Raw genomic sequence first — 26,394 nt, forward strand, 5'->3', positions numbered from 1 at the left:
TTTCTCGATCCGTCCTTAATGGTCCCAGGCCCTGGCCTCCCGGGCGGACAAAACCAGGGTCATCACCCGGTCCTTGCCCATGAACTGCATGTTGCTGTCTTTTTCCAGAAGCCGGTTGCCCAAATTATTGGCGGATTTTAAAGCGAGGATCTGATGGGTCAGCGCGCCGTTGGTATCTAATAACTTATGGACGCTGGTCTGTTTGTCTTTGCCTTGATACGCCAGATCCACGATCTGTGTTTGCATGTTGATATACATGAGCGCGGTCACGGTCGCGAAAGACATGATCTGTATCCATGTTTTGAGCGTCATGCTAACCTCCGGATCGCCCTTAACCGGGCGCTACGGCTGCGCGCGTTGAGGGCGCATTCTTCCTGCGCCGGGCGCAGCGGTTTTTTTGTCAAAATTTCCGCCGTGCCCTGGGCGGCCTCGGCGCGGAATTTGTTCTTAACGATACGATCCTCCAGCGAATGGAACGCGATCACGCACAAGCGTCCACCCGGTTTTAAAGCACCACAGCAAGCGTCCAGGCCGCGTTCCAATGATCCCATCTCATCGTTGACCACGATGCGCAGCGCCTGGAATGTGCGCGTGGCCGGATGGATCTTCCCGCGGGTATAACCCTTGGGCAAAGACAGCAGGACACTCCGGGCCAGGTCCTGTGTTGTGGTGATCTTTGCTTCGGCGCGCCGGCGGATGATCGTTTTGGCGATGCGCCGGGAAAAACGTTCCTCGCCGAATTCCCAAATGACCTGCGCCAGCTTTTCTTCGGGCCACGTATTGACGATGTCCGCAGCCGTCAAATCCTGGTTTACATCCATGCGCATATCCAGAGGTCCGTCCTGTTGAAAACTCAAACCCCGCGCGCTGTCATCCAGCTGAAAACTGGATATGCCGAGGTCCAACAAAATACCATCGACAGCCGTCACCTGGACTTGGGCCAAAAAACGCAAGACGTCGCTGAAATTGCCCTTTAACAAATCAATCCTTAAGGATAATCCAGCCAACCGTTTTTCAGCCTCGGCCAGGGACGTGCTGTCGCGGTCAATACCGATCAAATGTCCTTGGGGACCCAACTGTCGGGCCATGAGCACGGCATGGCCAGCTAACCCCAAGGTCCCGTCCACCGCCGTGCCTCCTTCGGGAAGGGCCAAAAGGTCCATGACCTCCCGCGGCATGACCGGCGTGTGGGCTTTTATGTCAAATTCCACATGTTCTCCGCGGTCTTCTCAAACTCGGAGCTTGTCCTGTTAAAAAATGCCTGCCAGGTCGCGGTGTCCCAAATTTCAATGCGGTTGGAAACACCGATGACCACCGTATCTTTCTTGATGCCCGCAAAGGTCTTGAGGTAATCGGGGATGATGAAACGTCCCTGCCTGTCGGGGAGCACCTCGCAGGCCCCGGAAAAAAAGATCCGGTTGAAATTGCGGGCCTCCTGCTTGGTGAATGACAGGCCTTTGAATTTCTGTTCCTGGAGCTGCCACTCATGGTCGCTGAACATGAAAATGCATCTGTCCAGGCCGCGGGTGACATAAAACTTCTCAATATTGTTCTCACGGGCAATTTCGCGCATGCGCGCGGGCAGGATCAGGCGGCCTTTGTTGTCAATGCCGTGTATGTGTTCACCGTAAAACAAACAGGGCTCCTTTAGCCAGGCTCCATCCCGCTTCGCGGGATGTCGTAAATGGCCTTCGGCCACTTACTCCACTTTCCACCACTTTATTCCACTTGATGGCAAGTATAAAGGATAGCCCAAGGGTTGTCAATACACAAAATATCTTATGTTTATTAGAGAATGCTGCGGGCTTTGCGTTCGTCCGCGCCGATCTGGCGGACAAGGTCTTGCGGGGTCTTAAAGACGCGTTCGTTGCGGATCTTTTTTATAAAATGGACTTCGAGGGTCTGGCCGTAGAGGTTTTGGTTGAGGTCAAAAATATACACTTCCAAATGAACGGTCGGCTTTCTCTCCTTGAACGTGGGGCGCACGCCCAGATTGGCAACGCCGCGCCGTATTTCTCCTTTGACGTCCACCCGCACGGCATAAACACCATGAGGCGGTAAAATGTTGGGTCCCAAGCGCAAATTTGCCGTCGGATATCCCAATCTCCGGCCGCGGCCGCGGCTTTGCACCACGTCGGCCATGACTGAAAACGGCCTGCCCAACAAGCGTTGGGCCGCGCTCAATTTCCCCGACGCTATCAAGCCGCGCAAACGGGTGCTGCTGATGGGTTCGCCTCCGACTTTTAAAGGTGCCACTCCATGGGCAACATAACCATATTGTTCACCCAAACGCTTAAAAAGAGCGATGTCCCCGCGGCGGTCTTTGCCGAAACGAAAATCTTCCCCCACAAAAACCGCCTGGACGCCCAAACGCCCGACGAGAGCGCTGCGGATAAAGGTCTCGGGTCGGATGGCGGCAAAGGCCCGCGTGAAACGAATGACGATGCAGACCCTGACCCCGAGCGTTTCCAAAAGTTTGAACCGGTGGCGCAGAGAAACTAAATAATCGATCTTGGCGGACGAAGACAAAACATGGGCAGGATGAGGAAAAAAAGTAATGACAACCGGCACGGCTTTCCGGCGGCGGGCCTCTTTCACCATGGCCGCCAGCAGCATTTGATGGCCGCGGTGCACCCCGTCAAAAATACCGATGGCAACGCAGGAGCGTTTAATTTTGACCCGGCCAAGACCGGATATGACCTTCATTTAAGTCCTCAAGTTTGACCGCGTCCTTGATGTCAAAAGGCCCGACCTTGGTCCGCTCGATCTGGCTGATGCAGGCACCGCACCCAAGGACATCGCCCACATCTTCGGCCAATTGGCGGACATAGGTGCCCTTGGAACAGGCCATAAAAAATTCCACTTCTGGAAGGGCGAACGACAACAGCCGCACCTCGTCCACGCGCACCTTGCGGGCCGTGCGTTCAACGCTTTTGCCCTCGCGGGCGATCTTATAAAGCCGCTGGCCCTGATGCTTCACCGCGGAAACCATGGGCGGTTTTTGTTCAATGTCCCCCACGAAACCCCTGAAAACCTCTTCCACGCGCGAACGCGTGATCCCGGAAAACGGCTTTTCCTCAATGACCTGGCCCATGATATCAGCGGTGGTGGTCTTGGTGCCCAAACGCAAGGTGGCGCGGTAGGACTTGTCAAAAGCGACAAAACGGTCGAACAGCTTGGTGGACTTCCCCAAAAGCATCACCAGCACACCGGTGGCCAAAGGGTCCAGCGTCCCGGCATGCCCCACCCGGCGCATCTTGAATTTCCTGCGGATAAAGCCGACCACGTCGTGGGAGGTGATCCCCGGCGGTTTATTGACGACAATAACGCCTTCCATGTTCCCGCCTTTTTAAGCGCTTTTAAGCTGCTTCGCGCAAGCCGCCAATATTTTTTTCCGGGCGGTCAAAAGACCCGCGTGCACCTTGCACCCGGCGGCCTTGCGGTGGCCTCCCCCGTCGAATTGCTGGGCCAAGACCGCCACATCCATTTTGCCCTGACTGCGCAAATTCACCCTCGTCATCTTGGAATTCACTTCGTTCAGGATAATGACCGCTTCAATGCCTTTCACGTTCCTTAAAAAAGTAAAGACCTTCTCCTTGAGGTCAAACCCTTTGGAAAAAAGGTCCGCCGTGCGTTTGGGGATGGGCGCGCAATACACGCGGCCGCCCAAAACAAGTTCGGCCTCATAAATGAGTTTGGAAAAATGTTTCATGTCAGCGACGGGGATTCCGGGATAAAGTTTTTCATTCAAAAACGGCGCCTTTAAACCAAAAGCCATGAGTTCACCCGCGATGGCGTGGGTGCGGCTGCTTGTATTTTCATATTTGAACGAACCCGTGTCCGTCATGATGCCGGCATACAAAAGCAGGGCCATGTCCTTGTCCAAACGGACCTTCGCCCGCTCAAACAGGCCGAACAAAACTTCGCACGTTGAAGACGCCCTGGGGACAACACAGTTGACGGAACCAAAACGGTCGTTGGTCACATGATGGTCGATATTGATCACAGGTTTGCCTTTGACCAAAAGTTTTCTCACCCCGCCGATACGCTCAAGGTCTCCGCAGTCCAGGACAATGGCCGCCCCATAGTCAAACGGTTTAACGCTGGAGGCCTTTTTGAAAAGCCCGGCCTTGGGCAGGAATTTCAACCAATCAGGCAGATCGTTCTCGTTGACAACGACGGCGGACTTTTTCATTTTCTTAAGCGCCAGCACCATGGCTAAAACGGAAGCCGCGGCATCCGTGTCAGGGTTACAATGGCAGGTCACCAAAAACGTCTTGTGCCGGCGCACAACGCGCAGGACATCATCAAACGCTTTCATCAGCACCCTCCTCGCCGTTGGAACTCAATTTCTTGATCTCCTCCAGGGCCCGGTCGATCTGTTGGGCATGATGCACGGACTTATCATAGATGAACAGGAACTCCGGGGTGGCGCGCATGACCACGCGCTGGCTGATGAGTTTACGGATATACCCCCGGCAACTGTCAAGCCCCTCGGCCGCGTCCTTGATGTCCTCGGGGTCCTCGGACAGGGTGCTGAACTTGACCTTGGCGCGCTGAAGATCTTTGCTGACCTCAACGCCCATGATGGTGACGAAAGCGACGCGCGGGTCGTTCAAGTGCCCCAGCAGGATCATGTTGCCGAGCTCGCGTTTGATGGCTTCATTGACTTTTTCAATCCGTGACATGCGGTCTCCTTTGCGCGCCCCAGGCCTTAAGATATTCAAGGGCCGGCGCCGGGTCATCTTCTTTAAGGATCTTGTCCAATTCTTTGGAATATCTCTGGACTTTAAGGGCATCAACGGCCCCGGCGCGCACGGCCTCTTTGAGCAATTTCAATGTCCCGGGTACAACGGTAAAACGCAAGCGTCCCGCGAAACGCGCGGCCCGCAGGACCCGCGTGGGATCATCCATGAAACTTTTGTCGTGCAGGACGCGGATCTTTTTTGAACGCAGGTCAGCCCTGCCGTTGAAAGGGTCCCTGATCTTCCCCCATGCCGCGGCATTCAAGACGACGGCCATGGCGTTAATGGTAAAATCCCGGCGGAAAAGGTCGTCGCGCAGAACCGAGGCGGTCACCGACGGCAAAGCGCCGGGACGGGCATACGTTTCTTTGCGGGCCGTGGCAAAATCAACGGCACGCCCGTTGGGCAAAAACACGGTGGCGGTCTTGAACGCCGGATAACGGACTATTTTGGATCCCGCATGTTTGGCCGCGAACAATCCTGCGAGGCGCATCCCCTGGCCTTCAACGGTGATATCCAAATCAATGCTGGGGGCTTTCAACGCGAGATCGCGCACCGGCCCGCCGACCAGATACGCGCGCATCCCGCTTTCATCCGCCAGAACGCCTATCTGTCTCACCAATGCCAGCGACTTTTTGTCCAATCGTGATAACAAATTATCCCCTGGGATGAAACTGTTTGTGCACGCTCTTGAGCCGCTCTTTGTCCACGTGCGTGTAAATTTGCGTCGTGGCGATGTCCGCGTGGCCGAGCATTTCCTGCACAGAGCGCAGATCCGCGCCATGTTCCAGCAAATGGGTGGCGAAGGTATGCCTCAACGTGTGCGGCTTGATGTTCTTTTTGATGCCCGCCAGCCGCGCGTATTGCTTGATGATCTTCCAGGCCATGACCCGCGACATCTTTTTGCCCTGCTGGCTTAAGAAAAGCGCGTCGCTTTCCGTGGTTTTCAATGATCTGGGACGGATGTGTCCGCAATAATAGGCAATGGCTTCCCGCGCTTTCCTGCCGACGGGAATGATGCGCTCCTTGCTGCCTTTGCCGATGGCGCGCACAAAGCCGGCTTCCAAATTAACGCTGGCGACCTTCAGGTCCACCATTTCCGAAACGCGCATGCCGGAGGCGTAAAAAAGTTCCAGCATCGCGTAATCGCGTTTATGATTTTTTCCCTTGGTCTGCGCCGCCCGCAGGATCGCTTCCATCTCTTTTTGCGTCAATACCTCGGGGATCCGCGCCCATTGTTTGGGCGTATCCACCAGGGAAGTCGGATCTTCCTTAGCCAGGCCGTCGCGCACCAGAAAACGGTGGAACATTTTGACGGCGGCCAGGTTCCTGCAAATACTGGACGTGGAGAGGCCCGACTTCTTGAGTGTTTGCAAAAAACCGGTGATATGCTCCGAACGGACAGTGTCCGCATTTTTGACGCCCTGGCCGGCCAATAATTTTACATATTTTTCCAGGTCCAGCCGGTAGGCCGCAAGCGTGTTCTTTGCCAGACCGCGCTCAACGGAAATATAGTTGATGAATTCACCGATGAATTCCTTCATTGGATGGGAATGAAAGCCCCTTTGATCTTGTCAGCCCTTAACTTGTGGCGCAGCATGCGGTCAAAGGCGCGCAGATCACTGCGGATGCGGGAAACATTGCGCATCGCCGGAGGCACGCCCAAAGCGCTGTCGTAATAAGAAAGGACCTTAGCCAGCTCATCCAATTCCTGCTGTTGCTGCGGCACGACGAGTTTGCGCATTTCATCAATATGGCCGTAGATGGTCTTTAAAAGATACCTCTGCTGTTTGTCCGAACCGCCGCGTTCTTCCAGGGCGGTCCACATGTCCCTGTACCACGCTTTGATCAGGGCGTAATGCTGCTGGTAATTCTGTACCGGGTCTTTGTCCGCCGCCGGATATTCCTGGGGCTCCAGCACCGGGATAAAATCCTGGTCCGCCGACGCGTCCTTCTTTTTCTGACGGGTGAATTTCTTCCTTAACGGCTCGCAGGCGCTCAAAGAGATCGACGTTGCCACCAGGCAGGCGATCAACGCATACGCTTTAAACGCATCGGGTTTAACCATGCACCATCTCCTCAAATTGTTTTTGGTCCAGCACCGCAACGCCCAATTGCGCGGCCTTGTCTAATTTTGACCCGGGAGTGTTCCCGGCCACGACATAATCCGTGGCTTTGCTGACGGACGACATCACAAAAGCGCCCTGGGCCTCCACCATCTTTTGCGCCTGTGGGCGGGTGATACCGTTGAGCTCGCCGGTGAAAACGAATTTCTTGCCCTTCAGACGGTCCCCTGGCATTGCCCGCGGTTCTTTGAAATTAACACCCGCCGCCTCCAGTGAGCGCAGCAGGCGTTTGGCGCGGGTATTTTTAAAAAATTCTACCACGGATCTGGCAATGATGGGGCCGATTTCTTCGACGGTTTGCAGGTCGTCCTCTCCCGCGGCCATGAGCGACTTAAGGTCCTTGAAACGCGCGGCCAAAACTATGGCCGCTTTCTGCCCGACATTATCAACGCCCAGACCGAACAAAAATTTGGACAAAGGTTTTTTCTTGCTGGCCGCGATGGCCGCCAAAAGATTATCGGATTTTTTATCAGCGAAAAATTCAAGCCCCAGCAAATTTTTCTTCGTCAACCGGTAAAGCCCGGCAATATCCTTGACCAGGCCCTTGGCGACCAGCTGGACCACGACGGCTTCTCCCAATCCTTCAATATCCATGGCCTCACGGCCGGCAAAATGGATGAGCCCCCGCTCCACCTGCTGGGGACAGGCGGGATTGACACAGCGGTACGCCACATCTTCGGCCTTTTCCTTGACGATCTTTCCCTTGCACGACGGGCAGGTCTTAGGCGCGGTGATCACGTCTGAAGAAGACAATTTTTCAACAACCTTGATGACCTTGGGGATGACGTCCCCCGCGCGTTCCAACAAAACCCGGTCCCCCCTGGCCACGCCCAAACGCCTGATCTCGTCAAAATTATGCAGCGTTGCGCGGCTGATGGTGACCCCGGCCAAAGCCACGGGCTCAAGTTCGGCCACCGGCGTCAAAACGCCGGTACGCCCCACCTGGATGGTGATCTCCCTGACTATGGTCGTGGCCTGGTGCGCGGGAAATTTGAACGCCACGGCCCAGCGCGGACTTTTTAATGTTGTGCCCAAACGGGCCTGCTGCCGGAGATCGTTGACCTTCACCACCATGCCATCCACTTCATAAACCATGGCCGCGCGCCGGTGATAAAGTTCATCGCAAAAGGCGAGCACGTCTTGGATATTGTGGCACAAACGGTTGTGCGGATTGACGGGCAAACCATATTTGCTGACCTTTGACAAAAATTGCCATTGGTCCGCGTAGGGTTTTCCTCCCTCCAAAAGCCCGAACGAATGGACAAAAAATTTTAAATGACGGCCCGCGGATACCGCGGGGTCCAGAAGTTTTAAAGACCCGGCGGCGGCGTTGCGGGGATTGGCAAAAAGCACTTCGCCCTGTTCTTTACGCCGGTGGTTCAGGGCGTTGAGGTCTGCCTTGTCCATATACACTTCGCCGCGCACCTCCAGGATCCGTGGAACATCCCCCTCCAAACGCAAGGGAATGGAACGGATGGCCCTGGCATTATGGATGATGTTCTCGCCGGTCACACCGTCCCCGCGGGTGGCGGCCATCACCAGGGCCCCGCCTTCATACAACAGGGAACAACTGACCCCGTCGACCTTCGGTTCCACGGTCATGGTGAACGCTTCGCCTTCCAGCCCTTTGGATACACGGACATGCCAGGCCCTGATCTCGTCGGGAGAATATGTATTGTCCAAAGAAAGCATTTTGACACGGTGGACAACGGGGGGAAGATCACCGCTGACTTGCGCTCCCACCCTTTGCGTGGGTGAGAATGGGGACTTGAACTGCGGATATCGGGTTTCCAGATCGGAAAGTTCTTTTAAAAGCGTGTCGTATTCGGCATCAGCGAGGATGGGATCATCGAGGACATAATAGCGGTGGTCGTGCTCCTCAATGGTCTTGATCAGTTCGGCAATACGTTTTTGGGCCTTGGGGGGATGCATAAAAAAAGAAATAATAATGGTCGGGAAGGCGGGATTCGAACCCACGACCTCTTCGTCCCGAACGAAGCGCGCTAGCCAGCTGCGCTACTTCCCGATCATATATCTGATTATTTTAACATCCCGACGGTATTCCGTCAATCCTTTGTGGGGTGTTGCGCATCTCGTGCGCAAGCCTAACCTGCTCATTGCAAAAGATATGGGCGGTATCCGGACGCTTCCTTTGCGGTAAACGCCCATACGCCCTCCCGTCTAAATGTCCGTCATTTTAAATGTTTTTGGGGGAAATATTTTGTTCAACCGACCGGGGAAATCGGCTACTACACCTATATACTAATATAAAACCAGAACCTGTCAATTGTTCTTGTGACGCCATTTGTTCTTTCAACTTTCACTAACTCTAAAAGATCGTATTGAATTTATCTTTTCGTTTATTTTAAATGTATGCTCATCAAGATCGTTAACAAATTCCTCAATGCTATCTAATTCTTCATCTGTAAAGCTGCGGTGTTCATATCGCAACATTCCATTGATGAGTCCCAAGAGATCACTAAACCCATGTCTTTGATACGGCTCTAGCAACCTATCTTCGGCTTTTCTTTGCCAAAACATGTATGGGGGATTCTTTTTCTTGCTCAAGCTTATTTTTGCAGTACTTAACGCGTTGGTGAGGCGCCCGACCCTGAAAAGCACATAGAAAATAATGTAACTGACACAATAATATTCCTTGTCTCTGCTAAGTCGGGTGAGCAATGCTTGAACGAATAATTCTCCGTCTTTCTCATCCCTGAAAGATTTAAATAACTTAACTAATGCATCGCCGTTCTCAGACTGCACAGTTGCCCCTTGGGGATCATTTAATATTTCTTGCCGCTCTCCAGATTTACTACTCGTCCAACTATCCTGATAGATGCTTTTAATTTGTCTCCCTTGGCATAATGCGTATATACTACCCAACTCTCCTGATTGACGCCCGTATTTTTGATAACGACTAATTTCATCCTTAAGAGTAGCTGCCACTTTTCTTTCTATTTGATTTTGTAACTTATAGATTGCTTCCTCTGTTAATTTAATAGGTATAAATCTTTTCTTTTTATCTGATTTAAATTCAACGTTCTTTAGAATGCGTTTCTGTCCATATTGATCTACGAAAATTATGTCTGCTTTGAAATCCTTCCCTTCCTTGCAAAATGGTGGGCAAATCCAGAAATCTGCGTGTAGGTCGGTAGTCGCGCGTGGAGGAATAGGGTAGTCTCCGTGATATTCACTGTGCACATCTTTAAGCGATACATGTCCTTGATTTCTAGGCTTCTTGATGTAAACGTTTAAGATGCTAATCGGTTGGTCTGTTGGATTTGTTACGTACCAATAACCCACTATCTGCATGGCGGGTTTTTGATCACCGGTGCTCCCCATGTGCCACCAGTTAAATCTGTAATGAGGAAGGATGATTGGACGGTTTAGCCAATGCCTTATCCATGGGAATATGGCCCCTAATTTCTCCAATATACTGTTCAGCGATGCCAAAGATTGACTGAGTATTCGAGCCCAAAACTTTACATCGCTATCTGTGTTTAAGTTATTATTTTGAGTCATTCCGCCTTTAGTTCTTTGAACCGTTTCCAGGTATCTTATTTATTCGCTAATGATTCTGATGAAATGTACCCATTATGCCAGAAACAAAAACCCTCCGCAATTCATTAAAATCGCATGGGTTTATATACAAATAGCCTCAAATCTAATTCAAATTCTGTCCTCCCAAGTACCGGTTCTGCCTCCATTGCCTAACATTGAATTGTTCAAAAATAAATCCTCCCCGTCCTTACCCTATTCTCTCCTCTCCCATGTCGCAAGGGGTAGTTCAAGACCCCACTCACTCATAAAAAACTTATAGTAGAGTGTGTGGGGTCTTGAACGGTTTTGAGCGCTTTTGCCCAAAAACCCCGTGCAAATGGGAGAAAAAAGGGCACAAATTAGGCACAGATTTGTGCCTGATCTGTGCCCAAACTTGCGCCCTTGTTTGTGCCTAATCTGTGTCTATTTTAGACTATAGCTCAAAGAAATAGTACCTACGATTATCTTTTTACATAACGAATTAGTAGGCCAACCCTTCTCCAGTCCGTATTTGAAGGTTAAGCGCCACACTTGTTGTTAAACAAGCAGAAACAAGCACTACGAGTACCTTTATACGCAACCTGGCCTTTACACGGCTCACCACCTCTATGCCACAGTTCAGTTGAGGATTTTGCATGTTGCCCTCTCCTTTCCCGGACTGCGGAAGGGTTGGCGCTTGGCGATGTGCCATTTATAGAATTTTAATGTTGTGAAAAGGGCTTTTGTCGAATTTCGAACCCGATGTCGGACATACGCAACGAAAATGCAATTCTTAGGGCTTTATCATCTGTTTTGTTTTTTGGATAACCTGGCTGACAAAAGCAATATAATCATCCGCTTCTTTCTTGGTGATCGTGCCGCCGGCATCGTAAAGGTCTTTATTACGCTTCATCCGCATGGCATTGCCAACCGTAAAGACATCTGGATCGCCTAGAATTTCACTCAACTTAAGTAATATCTTAACATGATGCCCGGTCACGCTCCTGACCTTAACCCCGCCCTTCTTTGCCAAAATAGCCATGCCGATCTTGATCAATGCCTGATAACAATAGGTAAATTGGACTTCCCTAAAATGGTCTTTCTGGGCAATATCCAGATCACGCATGGCGCTTTCAACATAACGGTCAATTTGGGCCGCCGTAAATTTAAACTTCTGAAAGAACTCCTGTTCAAATGAGATCATATGATCCTCACGGTTTTCTTGGATTCAATAGACTTTAAAAACGGATCCTTCCCTTTTTTATCATTGTACTCCTGAAGCGACATACTGACGGCATTAATGTCTCTTTGGGTAGACTTTTGCACCTGTGCAACCGCCTTTTGAAGTTCTACGGTACTATGATCTCCAACAACCAAAAAATCAATGTCGCTATGGGAATCCATCTTCTCCTGGGCATAGGAACCAAAAATAACGGCTTTTTTAATACCAGAAATAGTGCCAAGTGAAGTCTTTAATACCTGCTCCAGACCAATGGTCTTTAAAACGATGTTTTTATACTCCTTTAACAACGGAAAGCTCTTATTTAACGAATAATACCGCTGTTTGCCCTGCCAGCGGCTTTTTAAGAGGCCCTCTTTTTCAAGGACGATCAGTTTACGGGTCAAATTACCGCTCTCTGTATGGAGGATCCGGGCTAGGTCATTGACATAAACCTCAAACCCTTGTTGCAGCATGAAATAATTGAGGATTTGTTGAGAAACTTTAGAGCGCAGGCTGATCATAGGAATTGCCTCACTGTGTTGATTTACAGTGATTACTGTAAATTATTACAGCAATGGAGTCAATATTTTTATCAATTTTTGGTATCCCAAAGACATCTAACTTATTTATGCACAAAACAACAAATAAATATGCACAGATCGACATAATCTTTTGCACAAATCGATATGGTTTTTGGTGTCCAAAAAGTGTCCAAGTTTAATGCAGATTGGTTAAAACTGAATAAAAATGATTAAAAAGGTCTCGCTTTAGGACAAGTTTTCATACCTCTTTGATCCCGAGGCCGATCTCGGCTTCGGCGACAAGTTTGTCCCCCACCCTGACCTCGGCGCGGATGATGCCGGTCTTGGGTAAAAGTTTCACGGAAGAGACCTCAATGCGCAACTGGTCACCGGGGACCACGGGATGGTGAAAACGCGCATCGATCTTGGCCAGATGATAAACCAGGTCCTTGCCCTGCAAATCTTTACTGTAATAAAAATAGACGCAACCCGCCTGGGTCATGGCTTCAATGATCAGCACGCCGGGCATGATCTTTTCACCCGGGAAATGCCCCTGAAAAAATTGTTCATTGATCGAAACGTTCTTCACAGCGGTCAACTTCTGATCGGGGACGCACTCAACGACCTTGTCGATCATCAGGAACGGATAACGATGAGGGATTATTTTCTGGATCTCTAAAATATCTAAAATCATATTTTTCTCTCCTTACAGGACCCCGCCGCTTGCCGCTAACGGCAGGCGGGGCTTCTGTTTAAAATATATTTTGCCAGAACATCCGTCTCAACATTCACCAGGTCCCCCGCCTTCTTACGGGCCAGTGTCGTCACGGCCAGCGTATAGGGAATTAAATAAACACTGAAATCCGACGCCCCCACCTTGCCGACGGTCAAACTGATCCCGTCGACGGCCACAGACCCTTTAGGCGCCAGATATTTACGATTCGTTTTAGAAATACTGATGGTCAGCGCCACCCAATTCTTGGCGCGCTCAACGCGTTTGACCACGGCCGCCTCGTCCACGTGGCCGGTGACAAAATGCCCGCCCAAACGGCCGTCGGACTTTAACGCCAGTTCCAAATTGACCTTGCCGCCGGTCTTAAGGTCTTTGAGCGCGGTGTTGGCTATGGTCTCGCGCATCGCGTCAAAAGAAATGACGGTCCCTTTTTTACGCGACGCGGTCAGGCAAACACCGTTGAGCGCCACACTATCACCCAAACGTACGTCTTTGGCCAAAGGCCCGGCGTCCACGGACAAGGCCATCAAATTGGCTTTTGTCCCCATGGCCTTGATCGTTCCCGCGTGTTGAATGATCCCGGTGAACACTACAAATACCCCTCGATCAAAATATCTTCGCCGATCTTGCCGGCGGAAACGCGCTTCAATGCAACGGCCTCATCCAGACGCCTGACGCGCAATCCCCGGACGGCATCCAGGCCCTCTCCCATGATCCTGAGGGCGACATACACCATCATTTTGTCCACCAAGCCCTCTTTGAGCGCGGCGCCGACCAAGGCCGCGCCCCCTTCGATCAACATAGCAGTTATTTCCCGCTGGGCAAGGATTTTCAAAGCCCGGCGCAGGTCCACCCTGCCTCCTTTGGCCGGCACAACGATGATCTCGGCTTTGCGGCCTAATGATTTTATCCTGCGCGCCGAAGCCCTCTGCGTGGTCAATATCAAAACATCTTCCCTGCGCGTGCCTTTAAAAAGTTTGGCATCGGCCGGTGTTTTCAAGTCCGAATCAAAAATAATTTTTTTCAAACGTTTAGCGGGGAAAGAATTCAAGGCCGGGTCATCTTTGAGCACCGTATTGACCCCCACGGCAATGGCATCAAAACCGAAACGCATGCAACGGGCCAGATCGCGGCTGGCCTTGGACGTGATCCATTTGGATTCGCCGCTTAAGGTCGCTGTCTTGCCGTCCAGAGTTTGCGCGGTCTTGGCGGTAACGAACGGCATGCGCTTGCTGATCCATTGATTGAATGCCTCATTCATGCGCGTCAGTTCTTCTTGCAAGAACCCGGCCTTAACGCTGATGCCGGCCTTGCGCAAGATCTGAATGGACTTGCCGCTCATCAAAGGATTGGGGTCCAAAACGCCGATATAAACCTTGCGGATGCCGGCGCGGATGATGGCATCAGTGCATGGCGATGTACGGCCATAATGAGAACAGGGCTCCAGCGTCACGTACAAAACAGCGCCTTTGGCTTTGGCCCCGATTTTCTTCAAGGCCATGGCCTCGGCGTGGTCAGCCCCGCAGGCCGCGTGCCATCCCTCGGCAATGACCTTGCCGTTCTTGACGACGAGGGCGCCGACCATCGGGTTAGGCGAAGTCCTGCCCCAGCCCTTCATGGCCAATTCGTACGCGCGGTGCATGTAAAATAAATGATCATTCATAAATCAAGCACATCTCGCCTTCATTTGCTCAACGGTTGCATAAGGTACCGAGGCCTTGCCGACATAGGTGTGGGATTTGGCTGACCCGTGCGCGTCGGAGCCGCCGGTCATCACCAGATCGTATTTCTTGGCTATCTTTTCATAAAATTTTGTGACCGTGTCCGTGGTATTGGGATAATACACCTCAAGGCCGCCCAAGCCAGCCTTGACCATGGGCGAAATGAGTTCGTCTTTTTGCGTGAGCATAGGATGGGCCATGACCGCGATGCCTCCGCTTTGGCGGATGAGATCAATGGCCTCAAAGGGCGTCTGTTTGTATTTAGGTGCCCAGCCCGGGCAGCCTTCGGATAAATATTTTTTGAAAGCGTCTTTGAACGACGACACCCATCCCTTTTGGTGCAGCAGCAAAGCCAGATGCGCCCGGCCGACAGCCCTGCTTTTGGTGAGCGCGCAAACTTCCTCGAATGTGATATTGTCGATGCCCACGGTTTTCAAATTGAGCAACATCTGTTTCATGCGCGCCACACGGGCGTCCAAAAATGTGTCCAGACGATCGAACAAAGGGCCCTTGGCATAGTCAATGAAATATCCCAGAATATGCACGTCCTTGCCCTCGATCTCGGAAGACAATTCAATGCCCGGGACGACCTCAAGCCCCGAGGGATTGGCCGCTGTGATGGCGGGTGCGACCCCTTCAGTAATATCATGGTCGGTGATGGCAATGCAGGCAAGCCCGGCTTTCAGCGCGTCGGCGACGACTTCCTCGGGGGAAGAGGTCCCGTCGGAATAATAGGTGTGCATGTGAAGGTCGGCAAGGGCGGGCAGGGCTTCCATGAGTTTAGGGCTCATGAACGATCTCTTTTTTATGGATCTTGTCGAGGATGCCGTTGACGAATTTGCTGGATTCCAGGTCGCCGTATTTCTTGGCGAGTTCAACCGCTTCGTTGATGGCAACCTTGGGCGGAATGTCCGTGGTGTATTTGAGCTCAAAAAGCCCCATGCGCAAAATGTTGCGGTCAATGATGGCCATGCGCGTCAACTGCCAGTTGGTGGCGTATTCGGAAATTTTGCCGTCAATGTCCTTCAGGTTTTCGCGCACGCCCCCGGCCAGACGTTGGGCATAACCCATGACCTCCCCGTCTTTGTTGGGCTCCTGGCCCCAATAATCACCCAGAGAGTCCTCCAAAGACCGGCGGGTCAGCTCGATCTGGTAAAGGATCTTTAAAGCGTGTTCACGGGCCAGGGTGCGACGTCTCATAGAAAGAGCGCTAAACCTTTTTTAATAAATTGACCATCTGCAAAGCCGCCCGGGCCGCGTCCCTGCCTTTATTCGGACCGCCCTTGCTTTGGGCGCGTTTCTGGGCCTGGTCAACGGTGTCCGCGGTCAAAATGCCCATGATCACCGGTTTTCCCGCCGTCAAAGAGGCCTCCATGATGCCGCGCACACCTTCATTGGCGATCACCTCAAAATGATATGTTTCCCCGCGGATGACCGCGCCCAGACAGATGACGGCGTCCACGTTCTTTTTCTTGGCCAGTTTCAAAGCCGTCAAAGGAATTTCAAAAGTTCCGGGCACCCACACCGTCGTGATCTGGTCTTCTTTAAGACCGGAATGTTTGAGTTCCATCCAGCAGGCGTTCACAAGCGCCTTGGTGATGAAATCATTGAAACACGACGCGACAATGGCAATGCGGACCTTCTTTTTCACAAAATATGCCCCAACTTGTCTTTCTTGGCCTTCAGGTATTGCTCGTTTTGGGGATTATGCGGGATCTTGATGGGGATCCGCTCGACGACCGTAAGCCCGTATCCTTCCAGACCCACGATCTTGCGGGGATTATTGGTCAATAACCGGATCTGGCGGACCCCCAGGTCAACGAGGATCTGCGCGCCGATGCCGTAATCACGCAGATCGGGGGCGAAGCCCAGGGCCTGATTGGCCTCGACCGTGTCCATGCCGTCATCCTGCAGATTGTAGGCCTTCATTTTATTGACCAGGCCGATGCCCCGGCCTTCATGATGGCGGATATAAAGCACAACACCCGTGCCGATCTCGGCAATGGCTTTCATGGCGCTTTTGAGCTGGCTGTTGCAGTCACAACGCAAAGACCCGAACACGTCTCCGGTCAGGCATTCGCTCTGGGCCCGCACCAAGACCGGCTTGGTCCCGTCGATGTCCCCCCTGACCATGGCGATGTGCAGGACATTGTCCACCAGGGACTGGTAAGCGACCATCTTGAATTCCCCAAACTCCGTCGGTAAATTCGCCTCTTCCACCCGCTCGACGAGTTTTTCGGTCTTGCGGCGGTATTCGATCAAGCTGTCGATGGTGCAGATCTTCAAATTGCTTTTGCGGGCGAAGGTGACCAGGTCATTGGTCCGGGCCATGGTGCCGTCTTCGTTCATGATCTCGCAGATGACCCCGGCCGGATAAAGGCCGGCCAAACGCATCAGGTCCACCGATGCCTCGGTGTGCCCGGCGCGCACCAGCACCCCGCCCCGGCGGGCGCGCAGCGGGAACAAATGCCCGGGGGTCACAAGGTCTGACGGTTTGGATTTGGGGTCAATGAGGACCCCGACGGTCTTGGCGCGGTCAGCGGCGGAAATACCCGTGGTGACGCCGAAAGCCGCGTCCACGGAAATGGTCCACGCGGTATTGCATTTTTGATGCTGATCGTTCAATTCATCCTTCATCGGATGAAGACCGAGTTCATTGAGCCGGCTGTCCTCCATGGGCACACAGATGAGCCCCCTGGCCTCCTTGGCCATGAAATTGATGGCATTGGGGGTGATGAATTGGGCGGCAACGAGCACGTCCCCTTCGTTCTCGCGGCCCTCATCGTCCATGACAATGACCATGCGGCCTGCTTTAAGATCTTCCACAATTTCCGGAATAGTGTTAAACATGGGGTCAAGTATATTCTAAATATTATTCCTTGTCAATCCCTTTGTCCCGCCCTATAATAAAACAAGTTTTTCATAAACCTATTGTTTCTAATGACATGCGACTTTCTAGAAAAATAGCTTCCCTGCTTTTGCGCCAAAAAAAGACCCTGTCTGCCGCGGAATCCTGCACCGGCGGCCTTTTGGCCCATACCCTGACCAATATTCCCGGCTCTTCCGCATTTTTCCATCTGGGGATCATCGCCTACGATGATGCCGCGAAGATCAAATTATTAAAAGTACCGGCCAAAACCCTGGGCGTCCATGGCGCGGTCAGCCAACCCGCGGCCCGGCTCATGGCCCAAAACGTCCGCAAGATCCTTAAAACCGACTTAGGGGTAGGCATCACCGGCATTGCCGGCCCATCAGGGGGAAACAAAGCCAAACCGGTTGGCCTGACCTATATCGCTGTCAGCGACGGGAAAACAACCGTATGCAGGGCATTCCGCTTTCATGGCACGCGCGTAAACAATAAAAACAGGGCTGTCCGGGCCGCCTTGCGCCTGGTCCTCAAAAAGGTCAAAGGTCAAAGCTGAAAGGTCAAAGGATGGATATCGCCAATCGTCTCAAACGCTGTTTCAAGCCCCGTTTTGCCGTCATTTATCCTTTCGGCGTTTTCGTCCTCTTTTTCTGTTCTTCGGATGAGCATTCCTTAAAAAACGGGATCGGTTATATCATTGCCGGGGCTTTGCTGCGGCTATGGTCCAATGGTTATGCCATCAAAAATGACCGCCTGACCACATCCGGCCCCTATGCTTTTGTCCGCAATCCCCTGTATTTAGGAACACTCCTCATCGCTTTGGGGTTGACCATCGTATTAAAAATGGACCTGGCGATGACGGTCCTCTTTTTAGCGGTCCTAGGATGGGTCTACAGCAAAACCATTCGTGGGGAAGAAAGAATGCTGGCGGCAAAATTCGGGGAGGAATACAAAAAATATTGTTCAAAGATACCGGCCCTGGTCCCTTCCCTGGTCCCCTACATCCCGGGAGAGAAATGGCCGTTTCGCATCCAGCGGCTGATCGACAGCAAAGAACACAAACCGGTGTTCTGGCTCATCATCCTCCTCATTGTCTTCCACCTCAAGACCCGCCTGCTCCTCGAGCATAAGCCCATGACCGCAAAGACATGGGCCTGGGTCGCGTTAGGCCTCGTCCTGATCTGCCTGGACATTCTCTACGAATTCAACAAGAAAAAGATCCACGCCAAATAAAAATCCCGCCCTGCCTCAGGCGGAACGGGATTTTTAATTAAGGTTACGGTGGGTGTCCCCGAAATTAGCGGGAGCGGAGTTTGGACAATAGGCGCAGGATCTCCATGTACAGCCAGACCAGGGTGACCATGAGCGCGAAAGCGCCGTACCACTCCATATACCTTTCCAGGCCCTGATGACTGCCCCGCTCGATCATGTCAAAATCCAGGATCAAAGACATGGACGCGATGCCGACCACGAATAAACTGAATGCAATGCCCAAAGGCCCGCTGCCGTTAAGAAATCCCGGAGGAGCGATGTGGAAAAACCCCGCCGCCATGACGGCTAAATAAAAGATCATGATCCCGCCCATGGCGATCATGAGGCCTTTGCGCAAACCCGGTGTCGCTTGCAGGAACCCTGTTTTATATCCCATCAGCATGGCCAGCATCACGCCGAACGTCAATCCTACGGCCTGCACGACAATGCCCGGATAGGAACGCTCGAAATACGCGGACAACACGCCCAGCACAAGGCCTTCGCAAGCCGCGTACAAAGGCGCTGACACCGACGACCATTGCGGCTTAAAACACGTGGCTATGGCCAGGACAAACCCGACGAACAAGCCGACCACCATGACCGTGCCTGCCCATCCGGCGCTGGCCGGGTTAACGGCCTTGGACCAGGCCCAAAATGCCGTTGCCATCAAGACGAGCAAAAGAATAAGGGCCTTGTTGACCGTGCCCTGAACGGTCATGGTCTGCCCCGACCCTACAACGGCACGGGCATTGTCAAAAACCTTGCTGTTCAATGTCGGATTACTGCTTTCCATCTCACACCTCCATTAATTATTAAATTGTCCCTGCCCATCGTAAGGCGATGTGCATGATGATATTCGTGTAGATCCCGGCCATCACATCATCCAGCATGATCCCCCAACCGCCGGGCCTGGCCTCCAGCCGGTTAATAGGGTATATTTTAAACATATCGAACGCCCGAAACAAGAAAAAAACGCTGATCGCGACCGGCCAGGTCACCGGCCAGGCCATGGGCAGTCCTGCTAAAGCCACCAGAACACCGACGACCTCGTCCAAAACAACAATGCCGGGGTCTTTTTGTTTCAACATTTTTTCCACGCGGCCGCAAACAGGAACACCAACCGCAAAAAGCACAAACACAACAACGGCATAAGCCCATGGATGCCCCTGCAAGGCAAAAGCCAGGGCAATTCCCGCCGCGGTCGCGGCCGTGCCCGGAGCGATGGGAAAATATCCGATGCCGAAAAACGTGGCTATGATCTTTGCGAATCGGTCCATTGATTTTTAAAATACGCGGCGCCGGAGCCGACGGTCAAAAAAACGGTAATAACCATTAAAAAATTGATGACCCCCTGCCACAGAGGCTGGATCTGAAAGAACCACGCGGCTGTCCACGGGCTTTCCTCGGCGATCAAAAACAAGAGGACAACGGAAATGCTGATGATCTGAAAAACGGTCTTGATCTTACCCGCCTTTTCCGCGGCCAGCACCTGGCCCCGGCTCATGGCCCGCAAACGCGACGCGGTCACGCAAATTTCCCGAACAGCGATCAGGACAACCATCCACGCCTCCACCATGCCCGTATAGGTCAGAACAAAAAAAACAGACAGGATCAGGACCTTGTCGGCGATGGGGTCCATGATCTTGCCGAAATCACTGGTCAAGCCGCTCTTCTTCGCCAAATGCCCGTCGTAAAAATCCGTCAATGCCGCGCCCGCGAACAAAACAGCCGCGGCCACGTAAGCGGCCAGCGAATACTGGCAAAGCAGCCACACGATCAGGGCCGCAAAGACCAGACGCGAAAGGGTCAGGATATTAGGCAGGGTCATCGCACGACTCCAGCCAGGTCATATTCATAGGCATCGGTGATATCCACTTCAACCATGTCCCCCTGTTTCAACGGGTCCTTTGAACGCACATACACAACGCCATCCACGTCCGGGGCATCGTATTCGCTGCGTCCGATATAAGTATCCTTGGATCCCTTCTCTTTTTCATCAATAAGGACATTGAGCCGGCGGCCGACGAAACCTTTCTGAATTTCCCTGGAGATGGCCTGCTGGTCGCGCATGAGAATATCCATGCGTTCTCTTTTGACCCTGGCCGGCACATGCCCTGGCATGTCATGAGCGGCTGTCCCCTCTTCTTTGGAATAAATGAAAACACCGACGCGCTCAAAACGCATCTGCTGATTGAAGGCGCGCAATTCTTCAAAGTCCTCTTTTGTTTCTCCAGGAAGACCGACGATATAGGTGGTGCGCACAAACGCCCGCGGCAGGACCGAACGGATCCTGGCCACAAGGTCCAGGGTCTGTCGGCGGGTGATATGACGGTTCTGTTCGGCCAAAATATGGTCGCTGATATGCTGCAGAGGCATGTCAATGTACTTGCAAATCTTGTCTTCGCCGGCCATGACCTCAATGAGTTCATCGGTCACGTGAGCGGGGAACGCGTATAACAAACGTATCCAACGGATATTTTTGACGCTCCGGGCCATCTCTTTTAAAAGCCGCGCCAACGATTTTGTGCGGTAAATGTCCAGCCCATAGGCCGTGATGTCCTGACCGATGAGGTTGATCTCCTTAACGCCCGCCGCGTCCAAACGCGCCACTTCCTGCAGCACGGACTCGACGGTGCGTGAAATGAACCTGCCTTTGATCTTGGGAATGGCACAAAAACTGCAGGCATTAAAACAACTCTCGCAGATCTTGACGTAGGCGAAATGCCGCGGGGTCAGCTGGACTCCCGCGGGGTCCGCGTCCCGGTTTAACGTCGGGGTACCGACAAAAGCGTCCACGTCCTTGAACTGGGCGGCCAATTCTTTGCCGTAACGCTGGGCCAGACAGCCGGCGACGATGATCTTTTGGATCTTGCCCTTTTTTTTAAGGTCGATGAGGTCCAGGATGGTGTCCACGGACTCTTTGCGGGCGTCTTCAATGAACGAGCAGGTGTTGACGATGATGACCTGGGCCTGTTTCGCCTCAACGATGCGATGGCCGTTCTTTTTTAAACGGCCAAGGATCATCTGCGCGTCGGTGAGGTTGCGGGCGCACCCTAAATTGATAACGCCGACCCCGCCATCGGCGGGACCGGCGCCCAAACGTTCCTGCTGAAAATCCCTGGTTGTTTTCATATATACTGTACAGACGCAGCATTGCTGCGTCTCTACTTTTTCACCGTAAGCCCCTCTTTGGTAATGACAACCCTTTTGGCCCCGCGCTCGGCGCCGCCTAAGGACCCGATATGCCTGCCGTTGACCTCCAGGTCCAGCTCATTGATGTTCTTGCCGGAAAGTTCGATCCGGTCCTGGGCAGACCAGGATTCCGTGGTCCCCTTTTTCATCCGGTCCTCGAATACGATCTTGTCGTCGGTCTTGACCCTGATCCAGGTGTTCCTGGGAACCCGCACAGCCAATGTCACCTTGGCGCTGTTGCTTTGGGTCCTGATGATCTGCGATCTGTGGGCAGCGGGTTCTTCGGCCCGCTGTATTTTCTTTCCGCCAGAGGCGGATCCGCCTTTGGCGGAGACAGGCACGTGTTTCTTGAACGCATCGACCGCGCATCCGCCGACTTTGAGGACCACCACAACAGCCAGAACAATGCCGATCCAACGGACCATCATGGACCGGTTTTTAGAACTGAATATTTCGCGTTTGGACTGATAAAAACGGGACGACGGGGCGACAACCACCGGCCTGCCTGGCAAGGGAGGTTTTGGCTGCTGGACCTCGTAACGGGAAAGGACCTCAACAGGGTCGAGCCCTAAGAATTCCGCGTAAATCTTCAGGAAACCCCGGTAATAGAACGGGGTCAGCATGCGCACGGAATACCCCTCTTCAATGGCCTTGAGCGCGTCTAAAGGGATCTTGGTGGCCTCGTGGACAATGTCCAGGGTCAGCCCTTTGGCTTCGCGGGTTGTTTTCAGCAGAGAATTATGCGTTTTCTGCGGCGTTGGTTCCGGCATCACTTGGAATGTTCCCCATATTGTCTAAAAGCCACTTTTCGCGGTCCACGAGGATGTCCCGCGCCTTGCTGCCGGCATAAGTGCCGACAATGCCTTTTTGTTCCATGATATCGATCAGACGCGCCGCGCGCGAATATCCCAGGCGCAGGCGCCTTTGCAAAATGGACACCGAGGCCTGGTTGGTCTCTATGACCACGCGCACGGCCTCGTCATACATTGCGTCATCATTTTCCAGCCCTGCCCCGCCGGAGGAGGATACGGTTTTAAGGACGTTCTCATTATACTCGGGATTGCCCTGACCCTTGATGAAGGCAATGACGCGGGAGATCTCCTCATCGGAAACAAAACAGCATTGCCCGCGCGTGGGCTTGCCGTCGCCGGGCTTCATAAAGAGCAGGTCCCCCTTGCCCAACAGGTCCTGCGCGCCGTTGCCATCCAGCACCGTGCGCGAATCCACCTTGGAGGCGACCTTAAAAGAAATGCGCGCCGGAAAATTGGCCTTGATGATGCCGGTGACGACATCCACCGACGGGCGCTGGGTGGCCAGGATCAGGTGAATGCCGACCGCGCGGGCCAACTGGGACAAACGGGCGATGGCGCCTTCAATGCTTCTGGCCGAGACCTGCATCAGGTCCGCCAACTCATCAACGACGATGACAATGTAAGGCATTTGATGGCCTTTGGCCTGATAACCCTTGATATTGCGCACCTGTTCTTTGGCCAGAAGTTTGTAGCGCTGTTCCATTTCCCCCACCACCCAGTTGAGGGCCGAGGTAACTTTCTTGACATCCGTGACAACCGGACAGATCAAATGCGGCAGGTCATTATAAGGGGCCAGCTCAACCATCTTGGGGTCCACCATGATGAATTTCACTTCCGAGGGCGACGCGTTAAAAAGGATGGACATGATCAAACCGTTGAGGCACACGGTCTTGCCCGAACCGGTGGTGCCCGCGACCAAAAGATGGGGCATGTCACAGAGGTCCGCGATCAAAGGCTGGCCGGACGTGTCTTTTCCGACGGCGAGCATGAGTTTCGAGTCCGAAGAACGCGCCACGCTCTTGCCCAGGACGTCTTTCAGATAAACGGAAGCGGACAAACCGTTGGGCACCTCGACACCGACGCGGTTCTTGCCCGGGATGGGGGCCAGGATGCGCACCGCCGGGACGCTCAAGGCCAGGGCGATGTCGTCGGACAAACTGGAAATGCGCTGGATCTTCACCCCGGGCGCGGGCTGAAGTTCATAGCGCGTGATGACCGGCCCGCGCTCGATGTCCACCACCTTGACATTGACCCCGAAATCCGCCAGCGTTTCCTCCAGCATCTTGGCCCCGCCCATCAGGGCGCTTTGAATGACGCCGGCAGCCACCTGCGGCGGATCATTGAGAAGGTCTAAGGCCGGCAAATGATATTCCCCCACTGTTTTGGGCTTTTGCTCAAGGGCCCCGCCTGCGGCGGGGCTGGGCATTTCTTTCGGCTCAACGATACGGATCTTGGGAGGCGGTGCCGTGAAAGGCCCTGCCGGCTGCGCGGGTTTTACCGCGGGCAATGGCGCCCCGCCTATGGCGGGGGCTACCGATGGGGCAAATTTGACGACGGGCTTTAATGCAACAGACGAGACCGGTTTAATAAAAACACCTTTGAACGTGTTGAGGGCCGAACGGAAAAGCCACACAAAGAACGGCGACACCATGAATTCCCCGATGACGACCAGGGACAAAGCGCCGAACATCAAAAGGATGATCATCGCCCCCAGGGGGCTGAAATAATGCAATAAAAAATCGCTGAAGACAACGCCGACGATGCCACCACGGCTGAAACGCTCCGAGGGGACCGCGGCAAACCCCAAAGCCAGTAAGGAACTGGTGACGATAAAAAGGATGATCAAACTTAAGAATTTAGGGAAAGAAAAGTAGATCTCGCGGGAGGTGAATTTGTTCCAGCTCCAGAAGAGCCCGATGACCACCAAAAAATACGCGCTTGACCCTAAAACGAAAAAAAGAATGCCGGCGCTATAAGCACCGGCAATGCCGATCCAATTCTGTACGTGCAAACCCGGCCGTGAGGTATACCAGGAAAGGTCGCTGGGGGAGAAAGAAATAAGGGCTGCCAGGACGATCAAGCTCAAGGCCAAAATGATGATGCCCTTGATCTCGTTGACGTGTTCGTGTTTCATCCGTGCGTCTCCTTCAGGAGACCAGGTCCGCCTGCTTTTTACTCAAATTAAAGCGGCCCATCTCGTCTTTCTCAACGAGTTTGACTTTAAAACGGTCGCCGAGCTTCACGACCGAATTGACGTCTTTGACGAACGTGTTGGACAATTCGGAAACGTGCACCAGCCCCTCGCGCCCGGGGAAGAATTCGCAGAAAGCCCCGAAATTCATGATGCGCTTGACCGTGGCCTCATAGATGGCCCCGATCTCCGGTTCCTGGGTGATGCCCTTGATCATGCCCACGGCCTTCTCCAGGGCCGCGGTGTCCGGCGAGGCGATGATGACCTTGCCGTCTTCTTCAATATCAATGGACGTGACACCGCTTTCCTCGATCATCCTGCGGATATTCTTGCCGCCCGGCCCGATGATCTCGCCGATCTTGTCCTGCGGGATCTGGACCGTCACGATGCGCGGCGCGTACGGCGACATTTCAGCGCGCGGCTTAGGAAGCACCGCCTGCATCTTGTCCAAAATGGCCATGCGGGCCTCTTGCGCCTGTGCCACGGCTTGCTCAACTAAGCCCATGGATAATTCCTTGATCTTAAGGTCCAACTGGATGGCCGTGACCCCGGTCCGTGTGCCCGCGACCTTGAAATCCATGTCGCCGAAATGGTCTTCCAGACCCATGATGTCGGTGATCAGCACCGCGTGTTTTTGGTCAGAAATGAGCCCGACGGAGATCCCTGCCACCGCGTCCGTGATGGGCACGCCCGCGTCCATCAATGCCAAACAGCCGGCGCAAACACTCGCCATGCTCGAGGAACCGTTGGATTCAAGAATTTCGGAAACAACGCGGATGGTGTAAGGAAATTCGTCTTTGGAGGGAAGCACGGCTTTGAGCGCTTTATGCGCCAAAACCCCGTGGCCGATCTCGCGGCGGCCCGGCGAGCGCATGGGTTTGGTCTCTCCCACGCTGAAAGACGGAAAATTGTAATGTAGTAAAAAGGTCTTGTACGACCTGCCGTCCAGGGCCTCCACCAACTGCTCGTCGTCCTTGGTCCCCAGGGTAACAATGCCCAAACTCTGCGTCTGCCCGCGGGTGAACAGGCCCGACCCGTGGGTGCGCGGCAAAACGCCGGCTTCGCAGGAAATGTCGCGGATGTCCTTGGGTCCCCTGCCGTCGGCGCGCAATTTCTTGTTAAAGACATTGCCGCGGATCACTTCATACTGCAATTGTTCGAACACCCCGGCCACATCAGAAGCGCCGATCTCCCGGCCTTCCTGGGCGCAATCGGCATAGACCGTCAGATCAGCGGCCAAATGCTCGGCCAGCGCGCCAACAGCGTCTTCACGTTCATCCTTATCGGCCGTGCCCTTATAAATTTCTTCCAGACGCGCCATGGCCAAAGAACGGACCTTGGCAACAAAGGAAGCGCCGGGCGTTTTTAATTTCACTTCAACCTTGGGTTTACCGACCTTCTTTTGCAATTCCAACTGAATATCTTTGGTGGACTTTAAGGCGGCCAAAGCGAATTTGAGGCCTTCCAGGACCTTGGCTTCGGACACCTGGTC

General features: G+C 53.2%; 30 protein-coding genes and 1 tRNA gene. 2 read left to right on the plus strand and 29 right to left on the minus strand.

All coding sequences use genetic code 11. The features are described from left to right. Nucleotides 1-15: 15 nt before the first annotated feature. The 22 genes from Q7K71_00200 to Q7K71_00305 form a co-directional block, all read right to left on the minus strand. Nucleotides 16-312, minus strand: coding sequence for a hypothetical protein (locus Q7K71_00200; protein MDO8674525.1), 297 nt, complete (start codon nt 310-312; stop codon nt 16-18). Further along, a complete protein-coding gene (rsmH, locus tag Q7K71_00205; GenBank protein ID MDO8674526.1) occupies nt 309-1,211 on the minus strand; it encodes a 16S rRNA (cytosine(1402)-N(4))-methyltransferase RsmH in 903 nt (300 codons plus the stop codon). The genes Q7K71_00200 and rsmH overlap by 4 nt, the downstream gene beginning before the upstream one ends. Further along, on the minus strand, nt 1,196-1,636 hold the full coding sequence (mraZ, locus tag Q7K71_00210; GenBank protein ID MDO8674527.1) for a division/cell wall cluster transcriptional repressor MraZ: 441 nt from the start codon (nt 1,634-1,636) through the stop codon (nt 1,196-1,198). The genes rsmH and mraZ overlap by 16 nt, the downstream gene beginning before the upstream one ends. Nucleotides 1,637-1,788: 152 nt before the next feature. Next, nucleotides 1,789-2,706: a bifunctional riboflavin kinase/FAD synthetase gene (locus Q7K71_00215; protein MDO8674528.1), complete on the minus strand. Its 918-nt coding sequence runs from the start codon at nt 2,704-2,706 to the stop codon at nt 1,789-1,791. Continuing rightward, on the minus strand, nt 2,669-3,337 hold the full coding sequence (truB, locus tag Q7K71_00220) for a tRNA pseudouridine(55) synthase TruB (GenBank protein MDO8674529.1): 669 nt from the start codon (nt 3,335-3,337) through the stop codon (nt 2,669-2,671). The genes Q7K71_00215 and truB overlap by 38 nt, the downstream gene beginning before the upstream one ends. 12 nt (nt 3,338-3,349) lie before the next feature. Then, nucleotides 3,350-4,321, minus strand: a complete 972-nt coding sequence (locus tag Q7K71_00225) for a bifunctional oligoribonuclease/PAP phosphatase NrnA (protein ID MDO8674530.1) — start codon at nt 4,319-4,321, stop codon at nt 3,350-3,352. Then, nucleotides 4,308-4,688, minus strand: coding sequence for a 30S ribosome-binding factor RbfA (gene rbfA, locus Q7K71_00230; protein MDO8674531.1), 381 nt, complete (start codon nt 4,686-4,688; stop codon nt 4,308-4,310). The genes Q7K71_00225 and rbfA overlap by 14 nt, the downstream gene beginning before the upstream one ends. Further along, nucleotides 4,675-5,400 carry a hypothetical protein gene (locus tag Q7K71_00235; GenBank protein MDO8674532.1) on the minus strand — a complete coding sequence of 242 codons (726 nt, stop codon included), beginning with the start codon at nt 5,398-5,400 and terminating at the stop codon, nt 4,675-4,677. The genes rbfA and Q7K71_00235 overlap by 14 nt, the downstream gene beginning before the upstream one ends. Nucleotide 5,401: 1 nt before the next feature. Then, nucleotides 5,402-6,289: a site-specific tyrosine recombinase XerD gene (gene xerD / locus Q7K71_00240; GenBank protein MDO8674533.1), complete on the minus strand. Its 888-nt coding sequence runs from the start codon at nt 6,287-6,289 to the stop codon at nt 5,402-5,404. Next, a complete protein-coding gene (locus Q7K71_00245) occupies nt 6,286-6,813 on the minus strand; it encodes a hypothetical protein (protein ID MDO8674534.1) in 528 nt (175 codons plus the stop codon). The genes xerD and Q7K71_00245 overlap by 4 nt, the downstream gene beginning before the upstream one ends. Next, entirely contained in the window at nt 6,806-8,803 is a 1,998-nt protein-coding gene (gene ligA, locus Q7K71_00250; protein MDO8674535.1) for an NAD-dependent DNA ligase LigA, read from the minus strand. The genes Q7K71_00245 and ligA overlap by 8 nt, the downstream gene beginning before the upstream one ends. 17 nt (nt 8,804-8,820) lie before the next feature. Beyond that, a tRNA-Pro gene (locus tag Q7K71_00255) sits at nt 8,821-8,897 on the minus strand. Nucleotides 8,898-9,184: 287 nt separating this feature from the next. After that, nucleotides 9,185-10,396 carry a hypothetical protein gene (locus tag Q7K71_00260; GenBank protein ID MDO8674536.1) on the minus strand — a complete coding sequence of 404 codons (1,212 nt, stop codon included), beginning with the start codon at nt 10,394-10,396 and terminating at the stop codon, nt 9,185-9,187. 790 nt (nt 10,397-11,186) lie between these two features. After that, on the minus strand, nt 11,187-11,597 hold the full coding sequence (locus tag Q7K71_00265; GenBank protein MDO8674537.1) for a hypothetical protein: 411 nt from the start codon (nt 11,595-11,597) through the stop codon (nt 11,187-11,189). Further along, a complete protein-coding gene (locus Q7K71_00270) occupies nt 11,594-12,136 on the minus strand; it encodes a nucleotidyltransferase domain-containing protein (protein MDO8674538.1) in 543 nt (180 codons plus the stop codon). Before Q7K71_00270 ends, Q7K71_00265 begins: the two co-directional genes overlap by 4 nt. Before the next feature lie 259 nt (nt 12,137-12,395). Further along, nucleotides 12,396-12,830 carry a 3-hydroxyacyl-ACP dehydratase FabZ gene (fabZ, locus tag Q7K71_00275; protein MDO8674539.1) on the minus strand — a complete coding sequence of 145 codons (435 nt, stop codon included), beginning with the start codon at nt 12,828-12,830 and terminating at the stop codon, nt 12,396-12,398. 35 nt (nt 12,831-12,865) lie between these two features. After that, on the minus strand, nt 12,866-13,459 hold the full coding sequence (locus Q7K71_00280) for a riboflavin synthase (GenBank protein MDO8674540.1): 594 nt from the start codon (nt 13,457-13,459) through the stop codon (nt 12,866-12,868). Beyond that, nucleotides 13,459-14,532: a bifunctional diaminohydroxyphosphoribosylaminopyrimidine deaminase/5-amino-6-(5-phosphoribosylamino)uracil reductase RibD gene (gene ribD / locus Q7K71_00285; GenBank protein MDO8674541.1), complete on the minus strand. Its 1,074-nt coding sequence runs from the start codon at nt 14,530-14,532 to the stop codon at nt 13,459-13,461. Before ribD ends, Q7K71_00280 begins: the two co-directional genes overlap by 1 nt. Before the next feature lie 3 nt (nt 14,533-14,535). Then, complete coding sequence (locus Q7K71_00290; GenBank protein ID MDO8674542.1) at nt 14,536-15,381, minus strand: PHP domain-containing protein; 846 nt, start codon at nt 15,379-15,381, stop codon at nt 14,536-14,538. Then, nucleotides 15,371-15,790: a transcription antitermination factor NusB gene (nusB, locus tag Q7K71_00295; protein ID MDO8674543.1), complete on the minus strand. Its 420-nt coding sequence runs from the start codon at nt 15,788-15,790 to the stop codon at nt 15,371-15,373. Before nusB ends, Q7K71_00290 begins: the two co-directional genes overlap by 11 nt. 10 nt (nt 15,791-15,800) lie before the next feature. Next, nucleotides 15,801-16,241 carry a 6,7-dimethyl-8-ribityllumazine synthase gene (gene ribH / locus Q7K71_00300; protein ID MDO8674544.1) on the minus strand — a complete coding sequence of 147 codons (441 nt, stop codon included), beginning with the start codon at nt 16,239-16,241 and terminating at the stop codon, nt 15,801-15,803. Continuing rightward, nucleotides 16,238-17,440: a bifunctional 3,4-dihydroxy-2-butanone-4-phosphate synthase/GTP cyclohydrolase II gene (locus Q7K71_00305; GenBank protein MDO8674545.1), complete on the minus strand. Its 1,203-nt coding sequence runs from the start codon at nt 17,438-17,440 to the stop codon at nt 16,238-16,240. The genes ribH and Q7K71_00305 overlap by 4 nt, the downstream gene beginning before the upstream one ends. A gap of 95 nt (nt 17,441-17,535) precedes the next feature. Between Q7K71_00305 and Q7K71_00310 the strand changes: the two genes are divergently transcribed. Together Q7K71_00310 and Q7K71_00315 are read left to right on the plus strand one after the other, a co-directional pair. Beyond that, nucleotides 17,536-18,012 carry a CinA family protein gene (locus tag Q7K71_00310; protein ID MDO8674546.1) on the plus strand — a complete coding sequence of 159 codons (477 nt, stop codon included), beginning with the start codon at nt 17,536-17,538 and terminating at the stop codon, nt 18,010-18,012. Between the two features lie 11 nt (nt 18,013-18,023). Beyond that, nucleotides 18,024-18,689 carry an isoprenylcysteine carboxylmethyltransferase family protein gene (locus tag Q7K71_00315; protein ID MDO8674547.1) on the plus strand — a complete coding sequence of 222 codons (666 nt, stop codon included), beginning with the start codon at nt 18,024-18,026 and terminating at the stop codon, nt 18,687-18,689. Nucleotides 18,690-18,753: 64 nt separating this feature from the next. Here the strand turns inward: Q7K71_00315 and Q7K71_00320 are convergent, their stop codons facing one another. The 7 genes from Q7K71_00320 to Q7K71_00350 form a co-directional block, all read right to left on the minus strand. Next, nucleotides 18,754-19,500, minus strand: a complete 747-nt coding sequence (locus Q7K71_00320) for a Bax inhibitor-1/YccA family protein (protein ID MDO8674548.1) — start codon at nt 19,498-19,500, stop codon at nt 18,754-18,756. Nucleotides 19,501-19,519: 19 nt separating this feature from the next. Then, nucleotides 19,520-19,984: a phosphatidylglycerophosphatase A gene (locus tag Q7K71_00325; GenBank protein MDO8674549.1), complete on the minus strand. Its 465-nt coding sequence runs from the start codon at nt 19,982-19,984 to the stop codon at nt 19,520-19,522. Next, nucleotides 19,960-20,535, minus strand: coding sequence for a CDP-diacylglycerol--glycerol-3-phosphate 3-phosphatidyltransferase (pgsA, locus tag Q7K71_00330; protein MDO8674550.1), 576 nt, complete (start codon nt 20,533-20,535; stop codon nt 19,960-19,962). Before pgsA ends, Q7K71_00325 begins: the two co-directional genes overlap by 25 nt. Next, the gene (rimO, locus tag Q7K71_00335; protein ID MDO8674551.1) at nt 20,532-21,839 is read right to left on the minus strand and encodes a 30S ribosomal protein S12 methylthiotransferase RimO; all 1,308 of its coding nucleotides are present in this window, start codon (nt 21,837-21,839) and stop codon (nt 20,532-20,534) included. The genes pgsA and rimO overlap by 4 nt, the downstream gene beginning before the upstream one ends. 32 nt (nt 21,840-21,871) lie before the next feature. Then, on the minus strand, nt 21,872-22,669 hold the full coding sequence (locus Q7K71_00340; protein MDO8674552.1) for a DUF4115 domain-containing protein: 798 nt from the start codon (nt 22,667-22,669) through the stop codon (nt 21,872-21,874). Next, nucleotides 22,638-24,845 (minus strand): DNA translocase FtsK, encoded by a 2,208-nt coding sequence (locus tag Q7K71_00345; protein MDO8674553.1) that lies wholly within the window; start codon nt 24,843-24,845, stop codon nt 22,638-22,640. Before Q7K71_00345 ends, Q7K71_00340 begins: the two co-directional genes overlap by 32 nt. A 13-nt stretch (nt 24,846-24,858) precedes the next feature. After that, the coding region (locus Q7K71_00350; GenBank protein ID MDO8674554.1) for a polyribonucleotide nucleotidyltransferase at nt 24,859-26,394 on the minus strand (1,536 nt) is incomplete at its 5' end.

Source organism: Candidatus Omnitrophota bacterium, from assembly GCA_030650275.1.
Lineage (GTDB): Bacteria > Omnitrophota > Gorgyraeia > Zapsychrales > Fredricksoniimonadaceae > JACPXN01.

What these genes read in the sequence shown, in the direction of transcription:
- Q7K71_00200 (MDO8674525.1), bottom strand. Translation starts at nt 312, where the DNA reads ATGACGCTCAAAACATGGATACAGATCATGTCTTTCGCGACCGTGACC.
- Q7K71_00215 (MDO8674528.1), bottom strand. Translation starts at nt 2,706, where the DNA reads ATGAAGGTCATATCCGGTCTTGGCCGGGTCAAAATTAAACGCTCCTGC.
- truB (MDO8674529.1), bottom strand. Translation starts at nt 3,337, where the DNA reads ATGGAAGGCGTTATTGTCGTCAATAAACCGCCGGGGATCACCTCCCAC.
- Q7K71_00225 (MDO8674530.1), bottom strand. Translation starts at nt 4,321, where the DNA reads ATGAAAGCGTTTGATGATGTCCTGCGCGTTGTGCGCCGGCACAAGACG.
- rbfA (MDO8674531.1), bottom strand. Translation starts at nt 4,688, where the DNA reads ATGTCACGGATTGAAAAAGTCAATGAAGCCATCAAACGCGAGCTCGGC.
- xerD (MDO8674533.1), bottom strand. Translation starts at nt 6,289, where the DNA reads ATGAAGGAATTCATCGGTGAATTCATCAACTATATTTCCGTTGAGCGC.
- Q7K71_00245 (MDO8674534.1), bottom strand. Translation starts at nt 6,813, where the DNA reads ATGGTTAAACCCGATGCGTTTAAAGCGTATGCGTTGATCGCCTGCCTG.
- ligA (MDO8674535.1), bottom strand. Translation starts at nt 8,803, where the DNA reads ATGCATCCCCCCAAGGCCCAAAAACGTATTGCCGAACTGATCAAGACC.
- Q7K71_00260 (MDO8674536.1), bottom strand. Translation starts at nt 10,396, where the DNA reads ATGACTCAAAATAATAACTTAAACACAGATAGCGATGTAAAGTTTTGG.
- Q7K71_00265 (MDO8674537.1), bottom strand. Translation starts at nt 11,597, where the DNA reads ATGATCTCATTTGAACAGGAGTTCTTTCAGAAGTTTAAATTTACGGCG.
- Q7K71_00270 (MDO8674538.1), bottom strand. Translation starts at nt 12,136, where the DNA reads ATGATCAGCCTGCGCTCTAAAGTTTCTCAACAAATCCTCAATTATTTC.
- fabZ (MDO8674539.1), bottom strand. Translation starts at nt 12,830, where the DNA reads ATGATTTTAGATATTTTAGAGATCCAGAAAATAATCCCTCATCGTTAT.
- ribD (MDO8674541.1), bottom strand. Translation starts at nt 14,532, where the DNA reads ATGAATGATCATTTATTTTACATGCACCGCGCGTACGAATTGGCCATG.
- Q7K71_00290 (MDO8674542.1), bottom strand. Translation starts at nt 15,381, where the DNA reads ATGAGCCCTAAACTCATGGAAGCCCTGCCCGCCCTTGCCGACCTTCAC.
- nusB (MDO8674543.1), bottom strand. Translation starts at nt 15,790, where the DNA reads ATGAGACGTCGCACCCTGGCCCGTGAACACGCTTTAAAGATCCTTTAC.
- Q7K71_00305 (MDO8674545.1), bottom strand. Translation starts at nt 17,440, where the DNA reads ATGTTTAACACTATTCCGGAAATTGTGGAAGATCTTAAAGCAGGCCGC.
- Q7K71_00310 (MDO8674546.1), top strand. Translation starts at nt 17,536, where the DNA reads ATGCGACTTTCTAGAAAAATAGCTTCCCTGCTTTTGCGCCAAAAAAAG.
- Q7K71_00315 (MDO8674547.1), top strand. Translation starts at nt 18,024, where the DNA reads ATGGATATCGCCAATCGTCTCAAACGCTGTTTCAAGCCCCGTTTTGCC.
- Q7K71_00320 (MDO8674548.1), bottom strand. Translation starts at nt 19,500, where the DNA reads ATGGAAAGCAGTAATCCGACATTGAACAGCAAGGTTTTTGACAATGCC.
- Q7K71_00325 (MDO8674549.1), bottom strand. Translation starts at nt 19,984, where the DNA reads ATGGACCGATTCGCAAAGATCATAGCCACGTTTTTCGGCATCGGATAT.
- pgsA (MDO8674550.1), bottom strand. Translation starts at nt 20,535, where the DNA reads ATGACCCTGCCTAATATCCTGACCCTTTCGCGTCTGGTCTTTGCGGCC.
- rimO (MDO8674551.1), bottom strand. Translation starts at nt 21,839, where the DNA reads ATGAAAACAACCAGGGATTTTCAGCAGGAACGTTTGGGCGCCGGTCCC.
- Q7K71_00340 (MDO8674552.1), bottom strand. Translation starts at nt 22,669, where the DNA reads ATGCCGGAACCAACGCCGCAGAAAACGCATAATTCTCTGCTGAAAACA.
- Q7K71_00345 (MDO8674553.1), bottom strand. Translation starts at nt 24,845, where the DNA reads ATGAAACACGAACACGTCAACGAGATCAAGGGCATCATCATTTTGGCC.